Genomic DNA, 20,998 nt, shown 5'->3' with positions numbered 1-20,998 from the left:
TCTACAACCTGCAATTTAAAGCCTAGTGTGTAATCACGCTGAGTGCGCTTAACGTAGTGTTTATTTGGAATGGTCATCATTAGTCCTCAATGTGTAAACACATTTCAGGACGGGACACTAGAAAATAATAAGCCGCTGGGGTTCAATCCAGCGGCTTTTTTGTATGTTCTGGGAATCATTATTGCCCCATTACCAGTCAGGGTTAACAGAATGTTAACATGTATTTGCCCTACTAAAAGTAATCCCTTGTCTGTTGGATATTTGCAAGGCAAACTGCTGGGCAAAAGTTCGAAAACACTCTGAATGTCTAAAAATCGCCATATTTTTCGAAACTAGGGATTTTATATCATTGGCTTTTCGGTTTCGGTTTCGGTGGCTGAAAGTTTGGGATAATTTGAAAACCATTTGGACATAGCTATGCCTGTACTCTTACCAGAGTACTAGCGGCAGAAGTTTCATAATTTCTGTTGCGCTGCGCTTACAAACCGATAAGAACATAAATCGATATCTACTTAGCCATCTTTACATACCTTTACATCACATGACGTTATCTTACTTACATTAGTATATTCTTAAGTAGTGAAACAAAGAGAAGGAAAACGTCATGAAAATCAAAAGCACGATAATCGCGTTACTCGGTATCGTTATTGCCTTCGGAGCAATGGCTGGTGGAATGAATAAAGGCATGAATAACAATATGTCACGCCCAGTATTTTCACAGTTTGATCTCGATGGTGATGGCAAGATAACCGAAGCCGAGTTCAATCAAGCACGCTCAGAACGTATTGCCCAGCGAGCAGAAGAGGGACGTACGTTGAAAAATATCAATCAAAGCCACAGTTTTGCTTCGTTAGATAGCAACGCGGATCGCGCTATCTCTCAACAAGAGTTTAATGCTCATCAAGGCATGGTGAACCCCAAAAATACCATGGGCAAAGGCAAAAACAATCAGTAGCTCAATTCAATCAGGCCTCCATTTGTGAGGCCTGACTTATTTTGAGATCAAGGAAGCAAATCCGCTTATGTTGGTGTGCTACCTTTTGCTTAAGGAAAAGCTAATATATAGTAAGGGAATCGCTATGACTAGGTATAGCTGGTTACAAAGGGCTCTGTTTGTTCCTCCTGTTTTGTTGGGCATCGCGTTATTGGTGATCGCACCAGGGATGAAGGCTGAACCGCCTAATGCGAGTAATACGGCTGCTAAAAAGGTGGTTCGGGTTTTGAAAGTCGAGCCGCGAAATATCCAACCTTCTGCCATCGGATATGGACATACCGAGTCTGTTCAAGACTGGCAGGCACAGTCTGAACTTGACGGCGCGGTTGTGTGGGTTTCTGAGCAATACAAAACGGGCGCTATTATCCGCAAAGACAGCGAACTCCTTAGAATTGACCCCACCGCTTATCAACTTACTATTGCCCGTTTGCAAGCTGAGCTTGAAGTGCTAATGCTAACGAATCAGACCATTATCGATTCGCTCAAGATTGCAGAGAAAGAGTTTGAGGTACAACAGTCAGAATATGCCCGCTCAATCAAATTGAGTGAAACCGGGCATATCTCCAAAACAGAGAAAGACCGCGCGACCAAAGACTTGCTCAGCAGCCAGCAACAGCTCCAGACACAGAAAAACCAACTGGCAATTAATCAAGCGCAGCAAAAGGTTTTGCAAACGGAACTAGCACTTGCAAACCGAGATCTCGAACAAACCGTAATTAAAGCCCCATTTGATATTCGCATTGTCGAAACCTTGGTTGGACTCGCCGAGTATGTCAACAAGGGGGAATTGCTGCTCAAAGCGGATGACATCGATGCCGTTGAGGTTCGCGCGCAGTTTCCGCTTGGTAAAATGCGTCCGCTAAGAAATTCCAATCGCTTTGACTCGCTTGACGAAGATGTTCATAGCAACTTGAGCGCGACAGTCGAGCTCCAAGCAGGCGATAAAGTAATTACTTGGCCTGCCGAGATCAGCCGATCCGGCGGTGAAATCGATGCTCAGACTCAAAGCCAAAGCCTGGTTGCACAAGTAAATCAGCCCTATCAGCAAGCCATTCCCGGGGAGAAGCCACCACTTATTCGTGGGACTTTCGTTAAAGTCACGATTAAAGCACCAATGATGGAGCAACAAGTCTTGCTACCGATAAACGCCATCCATGATGGTAAAGTTTACACTGTCTCTGAAGGTAAACTGAAAAGCAAACCTGTCAGGATAGATTTCGTCCAAGGGCAGGTTGCGGTGATCAAATCTGGCGTGGAATTCGGTGATGTGGTTGTGCTAAGTAAACTTTCACCCGCCGTTGAGGGGATGGCTTTACAACCGCAACCGGATGAGAAAATCGGCCTTTGGTTGGATACGCAGAGCGGATTTAAAGCCCTAAACGCGATTCAGAAAGAGGGCAAATTATGATCGCTTTTTTTGCTCGGCACACCACTGGCGCCAATGTCCTGATGATGGCGGTACTGCTGTTAGGGGCTTTTGCCTTGCCCAAACTGCAGAAAGACACTTTTCCGTTGACGCCGACCAAAAATATTGAGGTTCGGATCGTTTATCCGGGCGCGTCACCTTTTGAGATGATGGAAGAAGTGTGTTACCCGTTGGAAGATTCTCTCGATAAGCTGAGTGGAATTAAAGAGTTAAGCTGTGATGCCCGAGAGAGTTTGGTCATCGCCAATGTGGAAATCGGCGATGATGAAGACATTGACACTTTAACCAGCGATATTCAACAGCAGGTTAACGCCATCAGTGATTTTCCGGATCGAGTTGAGCAGATCACGGTGTCGAAACTGGACCGAGTGGCAACGGTGGCCAGTGTCGCGATTACCGGCAATATGTCAGATAGGGACTTATATCTCTATGCCCAACAAATTAAGCACAAGTTAAAAGAGAGCTCATTGATCGCTCAGGTGACCGTGAGCGGTTTTGCGGATCAAGAAATAGAAATTCGCGTATCGCAGTGGAAGTTGCAGCAGTACGGCCTGAGTGTGTCCGACTTGTCCAATCTAGTACAACAGCAAAGTATCAGCACTCCTGCTGGCGTATTTAGTAATGACTTGGAAGAGATCAGCGTCCGCTTCGACCACTTAGGCAGCAACGTCAGAGACTTCGAAAATATCGTGATTAAATCCAGTGAGACGGGGACTCAGGTTCGCCTCGGTGATGTTGCCGTTATTCAGCAGAAGTTCACTAGCGATGAAAATCAAATCCTGTTCAATGGTCAGCGTGCCGCTTTGCTTCAGGTGTCCAAAACGCAATTTCAAGATACCTTAACGGTCAAAGATGCGATCGTCAGCATCGTTGAAAAAGAACAGGCGAGAGCCCCTGAAGGCGTCGCTTTAACCATCACCCAAGATTCCAGCACCAATATTATTGAGCGTCTGAGAATCCTCACCAGCAATGGCGCACAGGGATTAGCACTGGCATTTTTGATGTTGTGGGCGTTTTTTAATATTCGCTTTAGCTTTTGGGTCACCATGGGGCTGCCGGTTTCATTCCTTGGCGCCATTTTTGCGATACAACTTCTCGGTTATACCCTGAATATGATGACGCTGGTCGGGCTGATTGTCGCGATTGGTCTGCTAATGGACGACTCGTTGATCATTGCAGAAAACATCGCTGCCAAGAGGCAACAAGGGCTACCCGCGTTTGACGCTGCAGTTGAAGGTACCAAACAAGTCTTCCCAGGTGTGATTGCATCGTTTGCTACCACCATCATGGTGATAGGGCCGCTGATGTTTCTCACAGGCAAGATGGGCGAAGTACTACGCTATATTCCCATCGTGTTATTGATTACCTTGCTTGTTAGTCTGATAGAAGCTTTCTTGATCTTGCCGTCTCATTTGGCACATAGCCATACTGAATCTCGCTCTAATCCTATACGGGACAAGTTCATTGCCGGTTTTGAAAACATCAGAGACAGATTCTTTGTGCCAGTGAGTGTCAAGGCGATGAATGCACCTTATCTTTCAGTAGGGATATTGGTGATGGTGGTGATGATTTCAACCGCTTCCATTTCGTCAGGTTGGCTGAAATTCAAAGCCATGCCTGCCTTGGAAAGTGATGTGCTGCAGGCGCGTATCTTGCTCCCTCAAGGCAGTTTACTGAGCCAGACAGAGGCGGTGGTGGAGAAGGTTTCAAACGCGCTTGATGAACTCAACCAAGAATACGCAGAGAAATACCCAAGCTCAAAACCTTTGGTCGCGAGCACCACGATCATGTTCAACTCAAATGCTGATGCTAATGAGTCGGGGCCGCATATGGCAACCGTCAGTGCCGATCTATTGCCAGCGCAATTTAGGCAGCAGAGCATTAAAGATCTGATCCAAGATTGGAAACAAAAAGTAGGCCCTACGGCGGATGTGGTTTCACTCAAGTTTACCGATAAAGAACGGGGCATTGCTGGCAATGGCATTGATATTCGGGTTCAGGGTGAGTCGTTACAAGAGCTCAATCAAGTCAGCCGCTCGCTGGTGAAATGGTTGAAGGGATTTGACGGTGTCTATAACCTCTCCACCGATCTGCGTGAGGGCAGAACCGAATTTCACGTTAACCTTAAAGATGAAGCTGGCGTGATGGGAGTTAATGCTTCCAACATTGCTCAAACGCTGCGCAGCGCGGTAAAAGGCAGTACTGATCTGACGGTTTTCCAACAAGGCGAGCTGGTGGATATTAGTGTGAGACTGGATGAGTTTACGCACCAAGCTAGCCTGTATGAGTTGAATAACTTGATGGTGACTGCAGGCAATGGAACCCTAGTTCCATTATCAAGTGTTGCGACGTTTGACAGAAAACAAGCCTTCTCGCGAATTCACCGCATTAATGGGATGAACACTGTGGTTGTGCAAGGCAATATCGATACGCGGGTTGCCAATGCGCGTGAAATCATGCTGCAGTTCAATAGCGAATTTGTCTCGCAAACTCAACACAAATTCCCAGACATCACCTTCACCTCGCAAGGTCAGGATAAAGAAAGCTCAGATACGGGCTCCTCGCTGGCGACCTTCTTTGCTCTTGGCGTGGTGGGGATTTATCTTATTTTAGTGTTCCTGTTACAAAGCTACACTCAACCGATTGCTGTGCTGCTGGCAATCCCTATGGGCTGGATTGGTGTGGTATGGGGGCACTTGGGCATGGGGTTCGATTTGACTATTCCAAGCTTGGTTGGCTTTGCTACCTTAGCGGGTATCGTCGTTAACGATAACATTCTGTTGGTCAATTTTATTAAGAAGAATATCGCCCAAGGCGAGCGCTTGATAGACGCTTGTCGAGAGGCGGTACGTGACCGATTTAGAGCGATATTTATCACCTCGTTAACCACATTTGCAGGATTGCTTCCACTGTTAACCGAAACCAGTACGCAAGCGCAATTTCTGATCCCGTTAATTGCCAGTATTGCGTTTGGCTTAGTCTCGGCTACGTTACTAGCGTCAATTGTTGTGCCTTGCGTGCTGCTTATTTTGGACGATTTAAAGCTGACCAAATGGGCAGAAGGTGCTCAATCTTCCCTTTGAGGCCCTTGGGAGTGCATGCTGAACCATGTCATTTAGCCCGGCATGAAAATGGTAGTTTGCGTAGAATTTATTTGGCGATTAAACCCTATCACTGACTGCTGTTTTTTTGCGTACAAAAAACAATAGGGTCAGGTCTTGTCTTTTGCTCTTTGGTGGCAGTTTTTCTATCAGGTTTAGTTATTTGTCATACCTGAAGTTATTAGTCATTTGCTAATGTTTGATTTTCCAAAACTCATTTTTGTCCAAAAGTTTGTTATACACACATCCACTATACGGTGATCCCTACACCACACTCACCACCAAAAAAAGCGCAGACCTTTCGATCTGCGCTTGTGGTTATTGTCCCGATAACACTGTTTAAATCGTTTTCAATTAACCCACGTTCTTACGTGCGTTTTGGAACATACGCATCCAAGCGCCATTCTCGCCCCAACCTTCCGGAGACCAAGAGTTTGCAACCGTACGGAAGACACGCTCTGGGTGAGGCATCATAATTGTCACGCGGCCGTCAGTCGTTGTTAAACCTGTGATAGCGTTTGGCGAACCATTCGGGTTATTCGGGTATTGCTGCGTTTGGTTACCGTTGTTATCAACGTAACGTAGAGCAACCGTACCTGAGTTTTCAATCGCGTTTAGGTGGTCGTTATCACGTACTTCTACGCGGCCTTCACCGTGAGAAACAGCGATTGGCATACGAGAACCTTCCATGCCGTTGAAGAATACAGAATCTGACTTCTGAACTTCTACTAGGCTGAAACGTGCTTCAAAGCGCTCAGATTCGTTGCGAACGAAACGTGGCCAGTACTCCGCACCTGGGATAAGTTCACGTAGATTCGACAGCATCTGACAACCGTTACACACACCTAGAGAGAAGGTATCTTCACGCTTGAAGAAGTTTTCAAACTGGTCACGAGTAGAGTCATTAAACAAAACCGACTTCGCCCAACCTTCACCAGCACCTAGTACATCACCGTAAGAGAAGCCACCACATGCCACAAGGCCGTTGTATTCTTCTAGTACCGCTTGACCTGTTAGGATGTCGCTCATGTGAATATCAGTTGCTTCGAAGCCTGCACGGTCGAATGCTGCTGCCATTTCAACGTGAGAGTTAACACCCTGCTCACGTAGAATCGCCATCTTAGGCTTAGCACCTGTGTTGATGAACGGTGCTGCGATGTCTTCGTTTACGTCAAAGCTCAGTTTCACGTTCAGACCTGGGTCCGAGTTGTCTTTCTTCGCTTCGTGTTCTTGGTCAGCACATACTGGGTTATCACGCAGACCTTGCATCTTGTGCGTTGTCTCAGCCCAGATAGTACGTAGTTCAGTACGGTTACGTTCAATCACTACAGACTCGCCAGACTTAATCACTAGTTCATCTGATGCTTCCCCTTCACCAACAACGCTGCCAATCACATGAGAACATGCTTCTAGACCGTTAGCTGCAAGAGTAGAAAGTACTGCGTCTAGGTCGTCGTTACGGACTTGGATTACTGCACCTAGCTCTTCGTTGAACAGTGCTGCTAGCGTGTCTTCACCTAACGCTTCAATGTTTGCATTAACACCACAGTGACCTGCGAATGCCATTTCTGCTAGCGTTACGAATAGACCACCATCGCCTTTATCGTGGTAAGCGACAACTTGGTCGTTCGCTACAAGTGCTTGAACGCCTTCGTAGAAACCTTTTAGTTGCGCTGCGTTGTCTACGTCTGCTGGCTTGTCACCAAGCTGCTTGTAAACCTGTGCAAGTGCTGTTGCACCCATACGGTTTTTGCCGTTACCTAGGTCGATAAGAACTAGGCTTGTATTACCTTTGTCAGTGCGAAGCTGAGGAGTAATCGTCTTACGAACATCTTCAACACGTGCAAACGCAGTGATAACAAGAGATAGCGGAGACGTTACTTCTTTCTGCTCGCCATTCTCTTCCCACTTAGTCTTCATCGACATTGAGTCTTTACCCACTGGGATAGTTAGACCCAGAGCTGGACATAGTTCTTCACCAACCGCTTTAACCGCTTCGTAAAGACCTGCATCTTCACCTGGGTGACCTGCTGGAGACATCCAGTTAGCCGACAGTTTAATGTGTTTGATATCGCCGATGTTGGTCGCTGCGATGTTAGTAATTGCTTCACCAACCGCTAGACGAGCCGATGCGCCGAAGTCTAGAAGTGCCACTGGCGTACGCTCACCAAGAGACATAGCCTCACCGTGGTAAGAGTCGTAGCTTGCCGCTGTTACTGCGCAGTTAGCAACAGGAACCTGCCATGGACCAACCATTTGGTCACGAGCTACAAGGCCTGTTACCGAGCGGTCACCGATGGTGATAAGGAATGTTTTCTCAGCGACTGTTGGCAAGCGAAGAACACGGTCAACCGCTTCGTTCATCTCGATGCCAGAACGGTCAATCGCAGGGTTGTTAGCTTTTAGCGTTTTCGCGTCACGGTGCATCTTAGGTGTTTTACCTAATAGGATGTCCATTGGCATGTCGATTGGCGTGTTGTCGAAGTGTGAATCTTCTAATTTCAGATCACGTTCTTCAGTTGCTTTACCAACCACTGCGTACGGTGCACGTTCACGCTTACAAATCGCGTCGAACGTTGCCATGTCTTTATCAGCAACCGCCATTACATAACGCTCTTGAGATTCGTTACACCAGATCTCAAGTGGGCTCATGCCCGGCTCATCGTTTGGCACGTCACGTAGATTAAAGATACCGCCACGCTCGCCATCGTCGACTAGCTCAGGAAGAGCATTCGAGATACCGCCCGCGCCCACATCGTGGATAAATGCGATTGGGTTCGCATCACCAAGCTGCCAACAACGGTCGATAACTTCCTGACAACGACGCTCCATCTCTGGGTTTTCACGTTGTACAGAAGCGAAATCAAGATCTTCAGAAGAAGAACCAGAATCCATTGAAGATGCCGCACCGCCGCCAAGGCCGATGTTCATCGCAGGACCACCTAGAACGATTAGGCTTGCACCTACCGGGATCTCTTTCTTCTGAACGTGCTCATCACGGATGTTGCCAAGACCACCAGCTAGCATGATTGGTTTGTGGTAACCACGCACTTCTTCACCTGCGTGAGAGTTTACTTTCTCTTCGTAAGTACGGAAGTAGCCAAGTAGGTTTGGACGACCAAATTCGTTGTTGAATGCCGCGCCACCAAGAGGACCTTCAAGCATGATATCCAGAGCAGTAACGATACGGCTTGGCTTACCAAAGTCAGTTTCCCAAGGTTGAACGAAGTTCGGGATCTTAAGGTTAGATACAGAGAAAGCAACAAGACCCGCTTTTGGCTTACCACCAATACCGGTTGCCCCTTCATCACGGATTTCACCGCCTGAACCTGTCGATGCGCCTGGCCACGGTGAGATTGCCGTTGGGTGGTTGTGCGTTTCAACTTTCATCAAGATGTGTGTTTTTTCTTGGTGGTAGCTGTACTGGCGAGTTTCTGGATCTGGGAAGAAACGACCAACTTCAGAACCTGTCATTACCGCTGCGTTATCTTTATAAGCAGACAGAACATGTTCTGGTGTCGTTTCAAAGGTGTTCTTAATCATCTTGAACAATGATTTTTCTTGCTTAACGCCATCGATAGTCCAATCAGCGTTAAAGATCTTATGACGACAGTGCTCTGAGTTCGCTTGTGCAAACATCATTAGTTCGATGTCCGTCGGGTTACGACCTAGCTTCTCAGTGAAGCTTTCAAGAAGGTAATCAATCTCATCTTCTGCAAGTGCAAGACCTAGGGTAACGTTTGCTTTTTCAAGCGCTTTACGTCCACCAGTTAGTAGGTCAACTTCCGCATAAGGAGCAGGCTCAGCAACGGTAAATAGTGCCGCCGCTGATTCGAAGTCAGTGAAAACCACTTCCATCATACGGTCGTGCAGGATTGCTTTCAGCTCAACAAGTTGAAGTTCAGAAAGTTCAGCAGAGGTTTCAATGTAGAAAGCAGTACCGCGCTCTAGACGTGACACTTTAGCCAGTCCGCAGTTGTGTGCGATATCTGTTGATTTTGAAGACCAAGGCGAGATAGTGCCTGGGCGTGGCGTTGCAAGCAGCAGTAAACCTTCAGGTTCATGCTCTTCAATCGTTGGACCGTAAGTCAGTAGCTTTTCTAGCTTCTCAACTTCAGACTCATCTAGGTCTGCCGTTAGATCAGCAAAGTGGGCAAACTCAGCGTAAATACCTGTTACAGGTAAGCTTAATTCACGACAAAGCTCTAAAAGCTTGTTAACACGAAACTCAGATAGAGCTGGGGAGCCACGCAAAATTCTCATGTGCTTACGTCTCTTATGCAGTTGATTAAGGTAGTATTGGAATAAATTCAGTGGGTTAAAGGAAAAACCTAACTGTTTTCTTCGAAGCTATTCCCGAAGGTTTAAAAACCTATGCCGATCCCACCTCTTCAATGCGAGAGCATTATAAAGCATTTCTTTTTGTGACGTAACACCAAAAGCAACCGTTTGCGTGATTTTTTTTATCTTTCTGCGTAAATGGTACTTTTGCTGCATTTATCACCACTTTTACAACTGTTTAATTAAACCTGCTTTGCCAGCCTTGCGGGGTTTGGTATAAAGGAGCTTCCACTTTTCGAGATTTCATTTTGATGCCTAAATTTACGCTCATCTTTTCGTCTAAGTTCCTTCTGCTCGCCATCGCCCTATTTGGGTTGGCTGGATGCCAGATTGAATCTGAACCTAAAAGTGTCCTTGAGCAGATACGAGATCGTGGCGTTCTTCGTGTCGGCACCCTAAATAACCAACTCTCTTATTACATCGGTCCTGATGGTCCTGCTGGCTTGGATTACGAATTAGCTCGTGAATTTGCGCAGGAGCTTGGTGTAAAGCTTGAGGTTAAACCCGCTTACCGTTTGTCTGGCTTGTTCCCTGCACTGCAGAAAGGCGAAATCGATCTTATCGCGACCGGCTTAACGCAAAACAACAAACTGACACGAGCTTATCGCGCCGCACCTGCTTATTACTACGTAAGCCAACAGGTCGTATACAAAAAAGGCCAGTGGCGACCGAGAAACCTTGAACAACTGATCAATTTCGAGAATGAGCGTCAGGTTGACTTTGTTAAAGCACAAACTGAATCAGAAGAGGCGGCGTCTACTGACACATTAACGCCATCTTTGGTTGTGGTGAAAGACTCACACTTTGAGCCAACACTAAAGCAGCTGCAGAAAACGCACGATGACTTCATCTATGACGCGGTTGGCAATGCAGACATCAATGACCTGCTAAAAGAAGTATCAACAGGCGAACGTTTATTCACAGTAGCCGACTCTATCGAGCTATCACTGGCGCAACGTTTGTACCCAGATGTTGCCTTGGCATTTGAGCTGACAGAAGACCAACCTATTTCTTGGTACCTAAATAGATCGGAAGATGAAAGCCTGTATGCTTTGCTGATTGAGTTCTTCGGTAACCTAAAACAGTCTGGTGAACTGGCTTCACTAGAAGAGAAATACATCGGCCACATCGGCACTTTTGACTACGTTGATACTCGTGCCTTTATCCGCGCTCTGGACAGCAAGTTGCCAAAATGGTCGCCGCTATTTCAAAGGTACTCTCAAGAATTTGATTGGCGCTTGATTGCCGCTTTGGCCTACCAAGAATCACACTGGAACCCTGTTGCGCGCTCACCAACGGGTGTTCGTGGCATGATGATGTTGACACTGCCCACCGCGAAGAGTGTTGGGGTAACCAACCGTCTCGACCCGAACCAGTCGGTACAAGGCGGTGTTGAGTACCTGCGTCGTATCGTGAACCGAGTACCAGATTCAATCACTCAACACGAAAAGATCTGGTTTGCACTTGCTTCATACAATGTCGGTTACGGGCACATGATGGACGCGCGTCGCCTCACGAAGGCACAAGGAGGAGATCCTGATGCTTGGGGCGATGTGAAAGACAGATTACCTCTGTTAAGACAGAAGAAGTACTACAGCCAAACTCGATATGGGTATGCGCGTGGTGATGAAGCGAGAAACTACGTTGAAAACATTCGCCGTTATTACCAAAGCATTATTGGCCATGTAAATAAGCGCAATAAAGAACAAGAAGCGACCCTTGAAGGTTTGGTGGTGATCCCACCTTTAGAAACCTCAGGTGCTGAATCGAGTATCAGCGCAGCTCAGTCGACAGTAAGCAGTTCTGAGCCTTCACAGTAAAACCCAAAAGAGCAATGCCATCTAGCATTGCTCTTTTTTATTGTCTTTTTTCGACTCTTCTTTCGTCACTAAGGGATAAGGGAAGCAGGCAAGAAAATGATGATGAGATCTAGAGCGTCATATTGCAGTAACAATCGAACCTTATAACGGCACACCACAATCAAGATTATGCTCTGTTGCACTGCAATGCTGGCTTTAGACTAGAACTGCTCTTCTATTTAAGCCAAGCGTGCGACAGGCCAAACAAACGAATAACACTATAATTAAATCGTTAGTCCAAACTAAAAAGTCAGACGACAAATAGGAAATCATTGAAATGATGAAGAAACTGAAATCGAAACGCCTTGATAAGACCGTTGCTGCAAACCGTCGTAAGCGTATGCTTTCAAATAATAAGAAGAAGATCATTTGGCGCAATCGCGCTTTCATGCAGATGATTGCTGAGTAAATGTAGTTACTCAGTCAGTTTGCTTGGCACTCTTGCGATAGAGAGTGCCGAAAGTACGCTGCTATTTCTTATTGCCAGCCTTCATCTCTGCTTCTAAACGCTGCTCTTCCAACAGACGTTCTTGCTTTCGCTTCTCTTTTATCTCTTTTCTACGACGCTTGAAAAACGCTTGTAATTGCTCACGGCACTCTTCCTCTAACAAACCATGTTCAACGTCGGCATAGTGGTATGAGGCTTGGCTTTCAAACAAGTTCAATACTGTACCTGCAGCGCCCGCTTTTAAGTCTGGAGCACCAAACACAATGCGCTTTACTCGGCTGTGTAGCAACGCGCCTGCGCACATTGGGCAAGGCTCTAGCGTGACATATAAAGTGGTATCGAGTAGCCGATAGTTTTCTAAGGTTTGACCGGCTTTACGCAAGGTTTCAATTTCTGCGTGTGCCGTTGCATCGTGGCTGCCAATCGAACGGTTCCATCCTTCAGAGATAATCTGCCCATCTTTCACTAATACCGCACCCACTGGAACCTCTCCCTCGCTCTCTGCTTGCTTAGCTACCTCAATGGCGCGTCGCATGAAGATTTCATCTTGAGGGGTGAATTGATGGTCTGACAAAGGGAACTCCAGAAAACAAAGGATAAAAACGAAAATAGGTATGCGGTGAAGCATACCTAATCTTCGTGATAATGAACAATAAAGAGGTTAAGACAACAAGAGACAATGAACCATTGCCGCTTGCTGGTTGGTCGAACTGTTAGCTATTAGCGTCTTCTGTGTCACCGGCTATTGGCGTCGCTTTGATGCTCACAATACGGTTATTCTCAACAGAGATAATTTCAAACTGCCACTGCTGGTATTGAACAACTTCGCCTGCATCCGGTAAGCGCCCTATTAACCAAGTCACAAGGCCATTCAACGTTTGGAAGCTCTCGCTTTCGCCCTCAAAATCCGATAGCTCTAAACGGTTCTTCAGTTCACTGATCGGAATCAGTCCATCCACCAACAAACCGTCTTCCACTTGCTCGGTCCAAAGATCGTTCGGATTATTCGATAGCTCGCCAGCAATCGCCTCAAGAATATCGTAATGAGTCACAAGACCTTGAACATCGCCATACTCGTCGACAATGAATGCCATCTCGGTGCCCGACTCTTTAAAGTAGCCAAGTAGACGCAGAGCTTTCATCGATTCTGGAACATAGATCGGCGAGCGAGACAGCCCCATGATCACTTGAATGCTTAGATTGCCCGCCTGATTCAGCAAGGCTTTGGCTGACACTGTACCCACCACTTTATTGAGGTGATCTTGGCACAATGGAAACACACTGTGTTTTGATGAACGCAGTTTCTTTAATATCTGCTCAACGGGTTGGTCGACATCCAGAAAGTCGATGTCTCGACGCGGAGTCATCAATGAGCTCACAAGACGATCATCAAGCTGCAAGATATTACGAATCATCTCTTGTTCGCCGCGTTCAATCACACCCGATTCTGAGCCCTCTTTCACAAGTGCATGGATATCATCTTCGGTAACGCTATCTTCTTCACCGCCTCGGCCCATCAACTTAAGAATACCTTCCGTTGAAGCCGACAACGCAAACACAAACGGCGTCGCGATTTTAGATAACCAGAAGATTGGCAGCGCGACTAACACAGCAATGTTTTCAGCTTGAGACTGAGCAAAACGCTTTGGTACCAACTCACCGACAACGATAGCGAAATAAGTAATACCTACCACCACAACCGCAGTAGACAAGATGTTCGCTTGTGTTGGGTCTAGTCCCCACAGTTCAAGTTGAACGGCTAGTGGAGCCGATAGCGTCGCCTCACCCACAATCCCGCTGAGTAGGCCGATTACCGTGATACCGATTTGGATTGTAGAGAGGAAGCGGGTTGGGTTTTCTTTGAGATCAAGAGCAACCTGAGCGGAGCGGTGTTTTTCGGCTAAGCGTTTCAGCCGACTATTTTTTGCTGCTACCAATGCAATCTCAGACATGGCAAACAGACCATTTAAAACAATTAACCCTACTAAAAGCAGAATTTTCATGTGGCTTGGATTTCCTAAATTTACCGGCCAACAATTAGCCGTAATCCGGAGTATAAGCTGAGTGCCTTTATTTGGGATATAGAAAGTTTTGAATATAAAAATTTTTGGATATAGAAAGTTTTGGATATAAAAACCTTGGATATAAAAAACGGAAAAAATAGCGAAAAAAAGCCCGCACATTTCGGTGCGGGCTTAGCAATGAATAAAGCTTAGTTTTGCTTAGTTCAATCTTACATTGTGTAAGTGTAAGGTGCTTGGATACCTAGTGGGATACCAAGAGCCCAGTAAGCTAGCAAGAAGATAGACCAACCGATTAACATCGCAATCGAGAATGGCATCATTAGAGAAGCTAGAGTACCGATACCTGTCGACTTAACATAGCGCTGACAGTAAACAACAACCAGTGGGAAGAACACCATTAGTGGAGAGATGATGTTAGACACTGAGTCACCTACACGGTAAGCCGCTTGAGATAGCTCAGGAGAGATACCCACAACCATTAGCATTGGAACTAGGATAGGACCAATCAGTGCCCACTTAGCTGAAGCAGAACCAACAAGAAGGTTAACTGCAGCCGTTAGTAGAATCATACCAACAACCGTTGCTTCACCTGGAAGGTCCATCGCTTTCAAGCCTTCAGCACCGTAAAGTGCCAGCATAGTACCGATGTTTGATTGAGCGAATGCAGATAGGAACTGAGCACAGAAGAACGACATTACAATGTATGCGCCCATCGTTGCCATCGTCTCAGACATTGCTTTGATAACATCATTACTATTCTTGAATGTACCCGCTACACGGCCGTAGACGATACCCGGAATAATAAACAGGATGAAGATCAGAGGAACGATAGACTTCATTACTGGTGCTGAGAACGCCGTTAATTCGCCTTCAGGTGAACGAAGTGCTGAGTTTTCAGGCATTAGAGCCGCGATAAGCAGACCAATACCGGCAACCATTGCCCAACCAGCGAATTTGAATGCTTTAGATTCAATGGCTGTGAACGTACCTAGATCAGGTGCTTGTTCTGCATCTTCATCTACAGGCGTATTAGCAAGACGAGGCTCGATAATTTTCTCTGTAACGTACCAACCAATTGCCACAATTAGAATTGAAGACAAACCAGTAAAGAAGATGTTCGCTAGAGGGTTGATCACATATGCAGGGTCAAGAACGTTTGCCGCTGTTTGAGTGAAACCAGCTAGTAGCGGATCAATACCTGAAGGGATAAAGTTCGCTGAGAAACCACCTGATACACCAGCAAACGCTGCTGCAATACCCGCTAGAGGGTGACGACCCGCAGCGTGGAAGATGATACCGCCAAGAGGGATTACTAGAACGTAACCTGCATCAGCTGCTGTGTGAGACACGATAGCAACAAGAATTAGCATTGGCGTTAGTAGCTTAGCTGGCGTGAAGTTAAGCATCTTCTTAAGGCCAGTCGTAATGAAGCCTGAAGAATCTGCAACGCCAACACCTAGCATAGCAACAAGTACGATGCCTAGAGGTGCGAAGCCTGTGAACGTGGTAACCATATTCGCTAGGAAGCTAGCAAGCGCTTCACCAGTTAGTAGGTTGTTTACTTCTAGAGCAGCACCCGTTTGAGGGTTGATAAGGTCGAATGAAAGGTTCGACAAAAGTGCAGATGCTACCCATACAATAACTAGAGCCCAGAAGAACAGGATTGCTGGATCTGGAATTTTGTTGCCGGCGCGTTCAATGAAGTTTAGAAAGCGGTCCATACCACTGATCTTCTCAGTCGATGGTGCTTTTTTTACGGCTTGGTTACTCATTGTAACTCCATATGTGATGTTGTTTTGTTTAGGCCTAATATAAGTTTTGACCACGGCCTATTGGTACAGCACATATTCTATTAAAGTCGTTGTTAAAAAGCACAAGATTCCACCTAATTTTCCATAAATGGAGACATATTTTGCAAAAATACCATACAACCACAACAATATAAAAACATAAAAAACACCATTCCATATACAGAGTTTTAACTAGCACGTAAACAATGTCCGAGGAGTGAAAATTATCAGTAAAAGGGGTAGCATGAGCCTTGGCATGCAGTAAACGTTTGCTTGAGGGTCAATCAAACTCACTGTATTTGGAAATCATAGTATGTAATTCGATAACTCGATTACTACCAAACCGGTCTTCCCATGAGCTTGTTATCTGAACGGTCTTCAGCGCTCCAGATAAACTGTTCGTCACTGTCCAATTAAGTTGATATTTAACATGCGAATGATCCATACCATCAACAATATCCGTAGCAAAATCCGCAGGCGTTATACTCGATAAAGCGGCAGATGCACCACGAGTTCTAAACCATTCCAGCTTATTTTCAGCCAAATGCAGAGCTTCTACACTATGAATAGCAAAGTCAGATTTTTGCTCAACATACGTTTGTAATTTAATTAGCCCTAGAGAACCAACACCGATCAACAAAAACGAAATAAGCACTTCGATTAGGCTAAAACCTTTCTGTTTACAAATCATTCCATGAACCTTTTTGCCATTGAATTTGCGTAAATTCTTTTCTTGAATTATCGACCACATCTTTATTAAATCTAAAATCCAGTGAATCAAAGAACACAGCGGCTTGGTTCGGTGCATCAAAGTACTGTCCGCCAGATACCGTAAATGCACCGTGTTGATAGTAAGAGGTGATAGTTCGGTAGCTTTCTTCAATAACACTCGGGACATGATTCAGATGAATATTGGCATCATAAGACACCCAATCGGCAGGGGTAGGTGAATAATCAACATTAAGGTGAAATAGTACACCTTTAAGATGATTTGAAGTCGCCCCTGTAGAAGGTTTTCCCATAACAGACATCAGCCCATCATGAATTAAAATTGTAACTCCATTAGTTGAGGCTGTAGCATCAACTAAATCATTGTATTGCGCTTTAGTGATTTCACAGCCTCCTTCAACCCATAAATGATGATTGCCTGCATTAATCAGTGTTGCCAGAACTTGCCCACAATTAGCTAGTATTTTGGGTGTCCCACTCCCATTAATCACCGAAAATGTCCCTTCATCTCTTATATCGTTATGCTTTTCAACTGGAACACCGAAAAAAGACTCAAAAGGTTGTACGCTTGAATCTAAGACAAAATCATTGCCATCTCCATTGGACAAATGATCATTACCTGTAACATTAGAGCAATCAGCCCCTGATGGATTTTGAAAACCGGCATATGGAGGTACACCATGTACCACCCCTTTATTATCCATAGATGAATAGTGATAGCGGCTACGATATCGAAGCGCAACACACTCCCAACCATCACTACTTAAAACACCAGGATCTGGTGTTGAAAATGTGGTACTTGAATGAAAATAAACATCGGCACTCGACTGTATAGCACCAGAACTAAGTGAACCTCCAAATACGATATTTTTCTTCAAATGAGAATGCCCACTCGCAGACGATATTTGATAACCTGTTAGAATTGCATTGAAAACAGGGGTGACTTGATTCTTCATTGAGCACACTGTAATTGTAGGAGGAAGATTCCCTTCATTTTTAAACTGAGTGAAACCACACTCTAGACCACCTTCAGCCTCCCATTGCTGCTTGCGCGCTTCGACCTCATTTTGAGATCTTTTTATTTGATAAAAAACTGAACGATAACTACCAAAAGTCAACATTAACGCCGTAACTAGTAATACACTTGTTGTAAGTAAAACAACCGCACCTTGTTGATTTTTATTCATCGCCAATTCCTATTTTTTACAATCACACTTGATGAATAATTAACGGACGTATCTCCTACTAATTCAGCAGAAATAGTAATGGTTGCCATGCCTGAACTAACACCTTGAGCTTCAACACTTGATTGATTGACATTGAAATCAATCACTCGTATTTGATTCGGCTCAAAAATTGAAGAACATCCACTAGTAGCCGCTGATACCGTTTTTACGATACTGGAGGGACTATCACAAACTTTGACTAAGCCGGAATCAAATACAAAAGCAACATTTCGAATCTCTGATTGATGAGCATATGCAAATGCGACCATTTTGGAGTCTGGTGATATATATAAGGTATTTGTGGCTCCTGATAATTTTAGAGACACACCAGTCCCTCCATCGTAGCCTGCTCGCTGGATATCCTCTTTAAAGTATTGAAGAGTGCCTGAAACTTGTTGTAATAATAGTAATTCTTTACTTCTCTCGGATGCGATGTTTTGTCCCGATATAAATACCGCCCCCACACTTCCAATAACTACAATTCCCAAAATAGAAGAGATCATTAATTCAACTAATGTTGCACCGAATTGCTGCCTCTTAAGTGCAGGTCTGATAACCATAAAAGTCTCCTCCCACACCACAGATTCTCATTCTTCCAGAAGTACTATATGTTATAAGCTTTAAAGGCTTAGAGTTCATATCAAATAAGAGATGCCCATCTTTAGCTTTACCGTTTACTCCACTAAATTTAATTTGTTCAGAACTGTAGTTAACGGTGAAATCTATGTTTCGAAATGAAACTCCTTCCATTGTAAGGATTGCCGTACCGGTATTCGGAACATCGAATTCAGTCAATTCAATTTTCCAATCACCGGTGTCATTTGAGTTACCATTCATTAGAAAATGAGCCCAAAGATCAGTATTTCTCATAACTGCCTCAGATTTCGCCTGCATCATAAAACCATTCAGCTCGGTAGCTAGCCGTTGCATTTTCACTGTTTCCGAGACCGAACTAAAACTCGGGGCAGCCGCAGCTATCAGTATCGACAGCACCGATACCGTTACTAACAGCTCTAATAAAGTAAACCCGCGAGTCATTTCCCAAATTCCTATGTAACTCAATGCGCAACTGCATTTAATCTTGCACCGATGCTACCACCAGAGAAAAATGGGCAGAGATATGAAAGGAAACTACTCGCGATGATTCGAAGAAATATATGCAACAACAACAACTTAAGCATTAGAGGAATGACATTGATCGAATTATTGATCGCTGTCGCCATCGTGGGGATACTCGGCGCCATTGCGTATCCAAGTTATACCAACCATGTTATCAAGGCACATCGAGTTACAGCGATGGCCGACTTAACCAAGATGCAACTGGAGATAGAAACTCTATACACAGGGAACTATGCGTCGGCAGCGGAGAATATTATTTCAGGAGGGACATGCTTGTTTTGCGATACCGATACTAGCCGATACACGCTAACGATCTCTGCGAGTAGCACCACCTATTCAATTCAAGCGGAACCGCTTTCGCAGCAAGTAAATGATGAATGTTTTGACTCGAATACCGATAAGTTGGAATTGCACCACTCGGGCATTTCGGAGCCAGAAACGTGTTGGAAGTAACAAGAGCAACCACCAAAGGGCTCTAGAATTTATCTGATAAATCTCGACTTTTTCTTCTCGAGCTTCTTTTTCCCTGATCTACAGATACAAAAAAGCCTGCTAAACGAGCAGGCTTTTCCAACTTTATCAATAACTTAAATCATTAAAAACTCAAGGCATCAATAACCTAAGACATCAATAAATTGATTACTTAGTTAGGTCATCGAAGAAGTTTTTAACGCCGCTAAAGAAACCTTCAGACTTTGGCTTATGCTTGCTTGCCGCTTCACCACCACAGGTTTCTTCGAATTCACGCAGTAATTCTTTCTGGCGAGCGCTTAGCTTAACTGGAGTCTCAACCACTAGCTTAACGATTAGATCACCCACACCGCCACCACGAACGCCTTTCACGCCCTTGCCACGCATACGGAACATACGGCCCGTTTGTGTCTCTTCTGGTACCTTAAGGTTTACACGACCATCCAGTGTTGGAACTTCAACTTCACCGCCTAGAGCAGCCATAGAGAAGCTTACTGGTACTTCGCAGTAAAGGTTGTTGCCGTCACGTTCGAAGATGTTGTGCTCTTTTACGTGTACTTGTACGTACAGATCGCCAGCTGGAGCGCCTTGCTCTCCCGCTTCGCCTTCGCCTGATAGACGAATACGATCGCCAGTATCAACACCAGCAGGGATCTTAACGTTAAGTGTTTTCGTCTTCTGTTTGCGACCTTGACCATGACATGAGTTACATGGGTCTTTGATGATCTTGCCTTTACCGTTACAAGTAGGACAAGTCTGTTGAACCGCAAAGAAACCTTGGCGCATTTGTACTTGGCCGTGGCCATGACAAGTGCCACACGTTTGTGCAGAAGAACCCGCTTTCGCGCCGCTGCCGTCACAAGTATCACACTCTACAAGTGTTGGTACTTCGATTTCTTTAGAAACACCACGAACCGCTTCTTCTAGAGAAAGTTCCATGTTGTAACGTAGATCTGAACCACGTTGTGCACGCTGTTGACCGCCACCACGACGACCGCCGCCGAAGATGTCGCCAAATACGTCACCGAAGATATCGCCGAAGTCACCTTGGCCACCGCCGCCGAAACCACCGCCGCCGCCCATGCCACCTTGTTCAAAGGCTGCATGACCGTATTGGTCGTAAGCTGCTTTCTTTTGAGAATCGGTTAGGATCTCGTACGCTACTTTTACTTCTTTAAACTTATCTGCTGCGGTCTCATCACCCTGGTTACGGTCCGGGTGGAATTTCATCGCTAAGCGTTTGTACGCTTTTTTAATATCGCGCTCTGATGCATCGCGGCTTACGCCTAATACTTCGTAAAAATCACGTTTTGACATGTTCTAGGTCACCAAAATAATTGCTACTACCGAATGATCACTTCAGTAGTCTGTGTATCAATCTAGATAAAAGTTCTGCCGGCTGAAATGCCGAATAAAGCTATTATCTAGATCGACAAGTCTAAATACAAATTTACGGGCGTGAGAGTTACC

The 20,998-nt window shown here is 45.3% G+C and carries 15 protein-coding genes; 6 read left to right on the top strand and 9 right to left on the bottom strand.

Features of this window, described 5'->3' with window-relative positions:
* Positions 1–604: 604 nt before the first annotated feature.
* From AB4133_RS13205 to AB4133_RS13195, 3 genes are all read left to right on the top strand, one after another.
* Complete coding sequence (locus AB4133_RS13205; RefSeq protein ID WP_017059884.1) at positions 605–955, top strand: EF-hand domain-containing protein; 351 nt, start codon at positions 605–607, stop codon at positions 953–955.
* A gap of 124 nt (positions 956–1,079) precedes the next feature.
* Positions 1,080–2,402 carry an efflux RND transporter periplasmic adaptor subunit gene (locus AB4133_RS13200; RefSeq protein ID WP_032545691.1) on the top strand — a complete coding sequence of 441 codons (1,323 nt, stop codon included), beginning with the start codon at positions 1,080–1,082 and terminating at the stop codon, positions 2,400–2,402.
* A complete protein-coding gene (locus AB4133_RS13195; RefSeq protein ID WP_372054406.1) occupies positions 2,399–5,503 on the top strand; it encodes an efflux RND transporter permease subunit in 3,105 nt (1,034 codons plus the stop codon). Before AB4133_RS13200 ends, AB4133_RS13195 begins: the two co-directional genes overlap by 4 nt.
* A 372-nt stretch (positions 5,504–5,875) precedes the next feature.
* On the opposite strand, the gene purL is transcribed toward AB4133_RS13195, so the two are convergent.
* Positions 5,876–9,784 carry a phosphoribosylformylglycinamidine synthase gene (gene purL / locus AB4133_RS13190; RefSeq protein ID WP_017068539.1) on the bottom strand — a complete coding sequence of 1,303 codons (3,909 nt, stop codon included), beginning with the start codon at positions 9,782–9,784 and terminating at the stop codon, positions 5,876–5,878.
* Between the two features lie 329 nt (positions 9,785–10,113).
* On the opposite strand from purL, the gene mltF reads away from it, so the two are divergent.
* Positions 10,114–11,682, top strand: coding sequence for a membrane-bound lytic murein transglycosylase MltF (mltF, locus tag AB4133_RS13185; protein WP_102394075.1), 1,569 nt, complete (start codon positions 10,114–10,116; stop codon positions 11,680–11,682).
* Between the two features lie 316 nt (positions 11,683–11,998).
* The gene (locus tag AB4133_RS13180) at positions 11,999–12,130 is read left to right on the top strand and encodes a hypothetical protein (protein ID WP_017059878.1); all 132 of its coding nucleotides are present in this window, start codon (positions 11,999–12,001) and stop codon (positions 12,128–12,130) included.
* 61 nt (positions 12,131–12,191) lie between these two features.
* Here AB4133_RS13180 and tadA read toward each other — a convergent pair whose 3' ends face one another.
* The 7 genes from tadA to AB4133_RS13145 all read right to left on the bottom strand — a co-directional run bounded on the left by tadA (position 12,192) and on the right by AB4133_RS13145 (position 18,976).
* Positions 12,192–12,797 carry a tRNA adenosine(34) deaminase TadA gene (gene tadA, locus AB4133_RS13175; protein WP_032545688.1) on the bottom strand — a complete coding sequence of 202 codons (606 nt, stop codon included), beginning with the start codon at positions 12,795–12,797 and terminating at the stop codon, positions 12,192–12,194.
* Positions 12,798–12,882: 85 nt separating this feature from the next.
* Positions 12,883–14,172, bottom strand: coding sequence for a hemolysin family protein (locus tag AB4133_RS13170; RefSeq protein WP_017059876.1), 1,290 nt, complete (start codon positions 14,170–14,172; stop codon positions 12,883–12,885).
* A gap of 230 nt (positions 14,173–14,402) precedes the next feature.
* Positions 14,403–15,965, bottom strand: a complete 1,563-nt coding sequence (locus tag AB4133_RS13165) for an AbgT family transporter (RefSeq protein ID WP_017059875.1) — start codon at positions 15,963–15,965, stop codon at positions 14,403–14,405.
* Positions 15,966–16,263: 298 nt separating this feature from the next.
* On the bottom strand, positions 16,264–16,674 hold the full coding sequence (locus AB4133_RS13160; RefSeq protein WP_017087723.1) for a prepilin-type N-terminal cleavage/methylation domain-containing protein: 411 nt from the start codon (positions 16,672–16,674) through the stop codon (positions 16,264–16,266).
* Positions 16,664–17,899, bottom strand: coding sequence for a hypothetical protein (locus AB4133_RS13155; protein WP_136982762.1), 1,236 nt, complete (start codon positions 17,897–17,899; stop codon positions 16,664–16,666). The genes AB4133_RS13160 and AB4133_RS13155 overlap by 11 nt, the downstream gene beginning before the upstream one ends.
* Positions 17,896–18,498 (bottom strand): PilW family protein, encoded by a 603-nt coding sequence (locus AB4133_RS13150; protein ID WP_372054415.1) that lies wholly within the window; start codon positions 18,496–18,498, stop codon positions 17,896–17,898. The genes AB4133_RS13155 and AB4133_RS13150 overlap by 4 nt, the downstream gene beginning before the upstream one ends.
* Positions 18,476–18,976 carry a Tfp pilus assembly protein FimT/FimU gene (locus AB4133_RS13145; RefSeq protein WP_372224711.1) on the bottom strand — a complete coding sequence of 167 codons (501 nt, stop codon included), beginning with the start codon at positions 18,974–18,976 and terminating at the stop codon, positions 18,476–18,478. Before AB4133_RS13145 ends, AB4133_RS13150 begins: the two co-directional genes overlap by 23 nt.
* A gap of 102 nt (positions 18,977–19,078) precedes the next feature.
* On the opposite strand from AB4133_RS13145, the gene AB4133_RS13140 reads away from it, so the two are divergent.
* Positions 19,079–19,510, top strand: coding sequence for a type IV pilin protein (locus AB4133_RS13140; protein ID WP_372224709.1), 432 nt, complete (start codon positions 19,079–19,081; stop codon positions 19,508–19,510).
* A 186-nt stretch (positions 19,511–19,696) separates the two neighbouring features.
* On the opposite strand, the gene dnaJ is transcribed toward AB4133_RS13140, so the two are convergent.
* Positions 19,697–20,845, bottom strand: a complete 1,149-nt coding sequence (gene dnaJ / locus AB4133_RS13135; protein WP_017059869.1) for a molecular chaperone DnaJ — start codon at positions 20,843–20,845, stop codon at positions 19,697–19,699.
* Between the last annotated feature and the right edge of the window lie 153 nt (positions 20,846–20,998).

The organism is Vibrio sp. 10N.286.52.F8 (assembly GCF_041468745.1).
Taxonomy (GTDB): Bacteria; Pseudomonadota; Gammaproteobacteria; order Enterobacterales; family Vibrionaceae; genus Vibrio; species Vibrio crassostreae_C.
The sequence above is the reverse complement of the archived record's forward strand: the minus strand, read 5'-3'. Positions and strand labels throughout refer to the sequence as shown.

Bases quoted from the DNA above. Each gene is read 5' to 3' on its own strand.
- AB4133_RS13205 (WP_017059884.1), top strand. From the start codon at position 605: ATGAAAATCAAAAGCACGATAATCGCGTTACTCGGTATCGTTATTGCC.
- AB4133_RS13180 (WP_017059878.1), top strand. From the start codon at position 11,999: ATGATGAAGAAACTGAAATCGAAACGCCTTGATAAGACCGTTGCTGCA.
- AB4133_RS13150 (WP_372054415.1), bottom strand. From the start codon at position 18,498: ATGGTTATCAGACCTGCACTTAAGAGGCAGCAATTCGGTGCAACATTA.
- AB4133_RS13200 (WP_032545691.1), top strand. From the start codon at position 1,080: ATGACTAGGTATAGCTGGTTACAAAGGGCTCTGTTTGTTCCTCCTGTT.
- AB4133_RS13195 (WP_372054406.1), top strand. From the start codon at position 2,399: ATGATCGCTTTTTTTGCTCGGCACACCACTGGCGCCAATGTCCTGATG.
- AB4133_RS13160 (WP_017087723.1), bottom strand. From the start codon at position 16,674: ATGATTTGTAAACAGAAAGGTTTTAGCCTAATCGAAGTGCTTATTTCG.
- AB4133_RS13145 (WP_372224711.1), bottom strand. From the start codon at position 18,976: ATGACTCGCGGGTTTACTTTATTAGAGCTGTTAGTAACGGTATCGGTG.
- dnaJ (WP_017059869.1), bottom strand. From the start codon at position 20,845: ATGTCAAAACGTGATTTTTACGAAGTATTAGGCGTAAGCCGCGATGCA.
- AB4133_RS13140 (WP_372224709.1), top strand. From the start codon at position 19,079: ATGATTCGAAGAAATATATGCAACAACAACAACTTAAGCATTAGAGGA.
- tadA (WP_032545688.1), bottom strand. From the start codon at position 12,797: ATGCTTCACCGCATACCTATTTTCGTTTTTATCCTTTGTTTTCTGGAG.
- AB4133_RS13165 (WP_017059875.1), bottom strand. From the start codon at position 15,965: ATGAGTAACCAAGCCGTAAAAAAAGCACCATCGACTGAGAAGATCAGT.
- AB4133_RS13155 (WP_136982762.1), bottom strand. From the start codon at position 17,899: ATGAATAAAAATCAACAAGGTGCGGTTGTTTTACTTACAACAAGTGTA.
- purL (WP_017068539.1), bottom strand. From the start codon at position 9,784: ATGAGAATTTTGCGTGGCTCCCCAGCTCTATCTGAGTTTCGTGTTAAC.
- mltF (WP_102394075.1), top strand. From the start codon at position 10,114: ATGCCTAAATTTACGCTCATCTTTTCGTCTAAGTTCCTTCTGCTCGCC.
- AB4133_RS13170 (WP_017059876.1), bottom strand. From the start codon at position 14,172: ATGAAAATTCTGCTTTTAGTAGGGTTAATTGTTTTAAATGGTCTGTTT.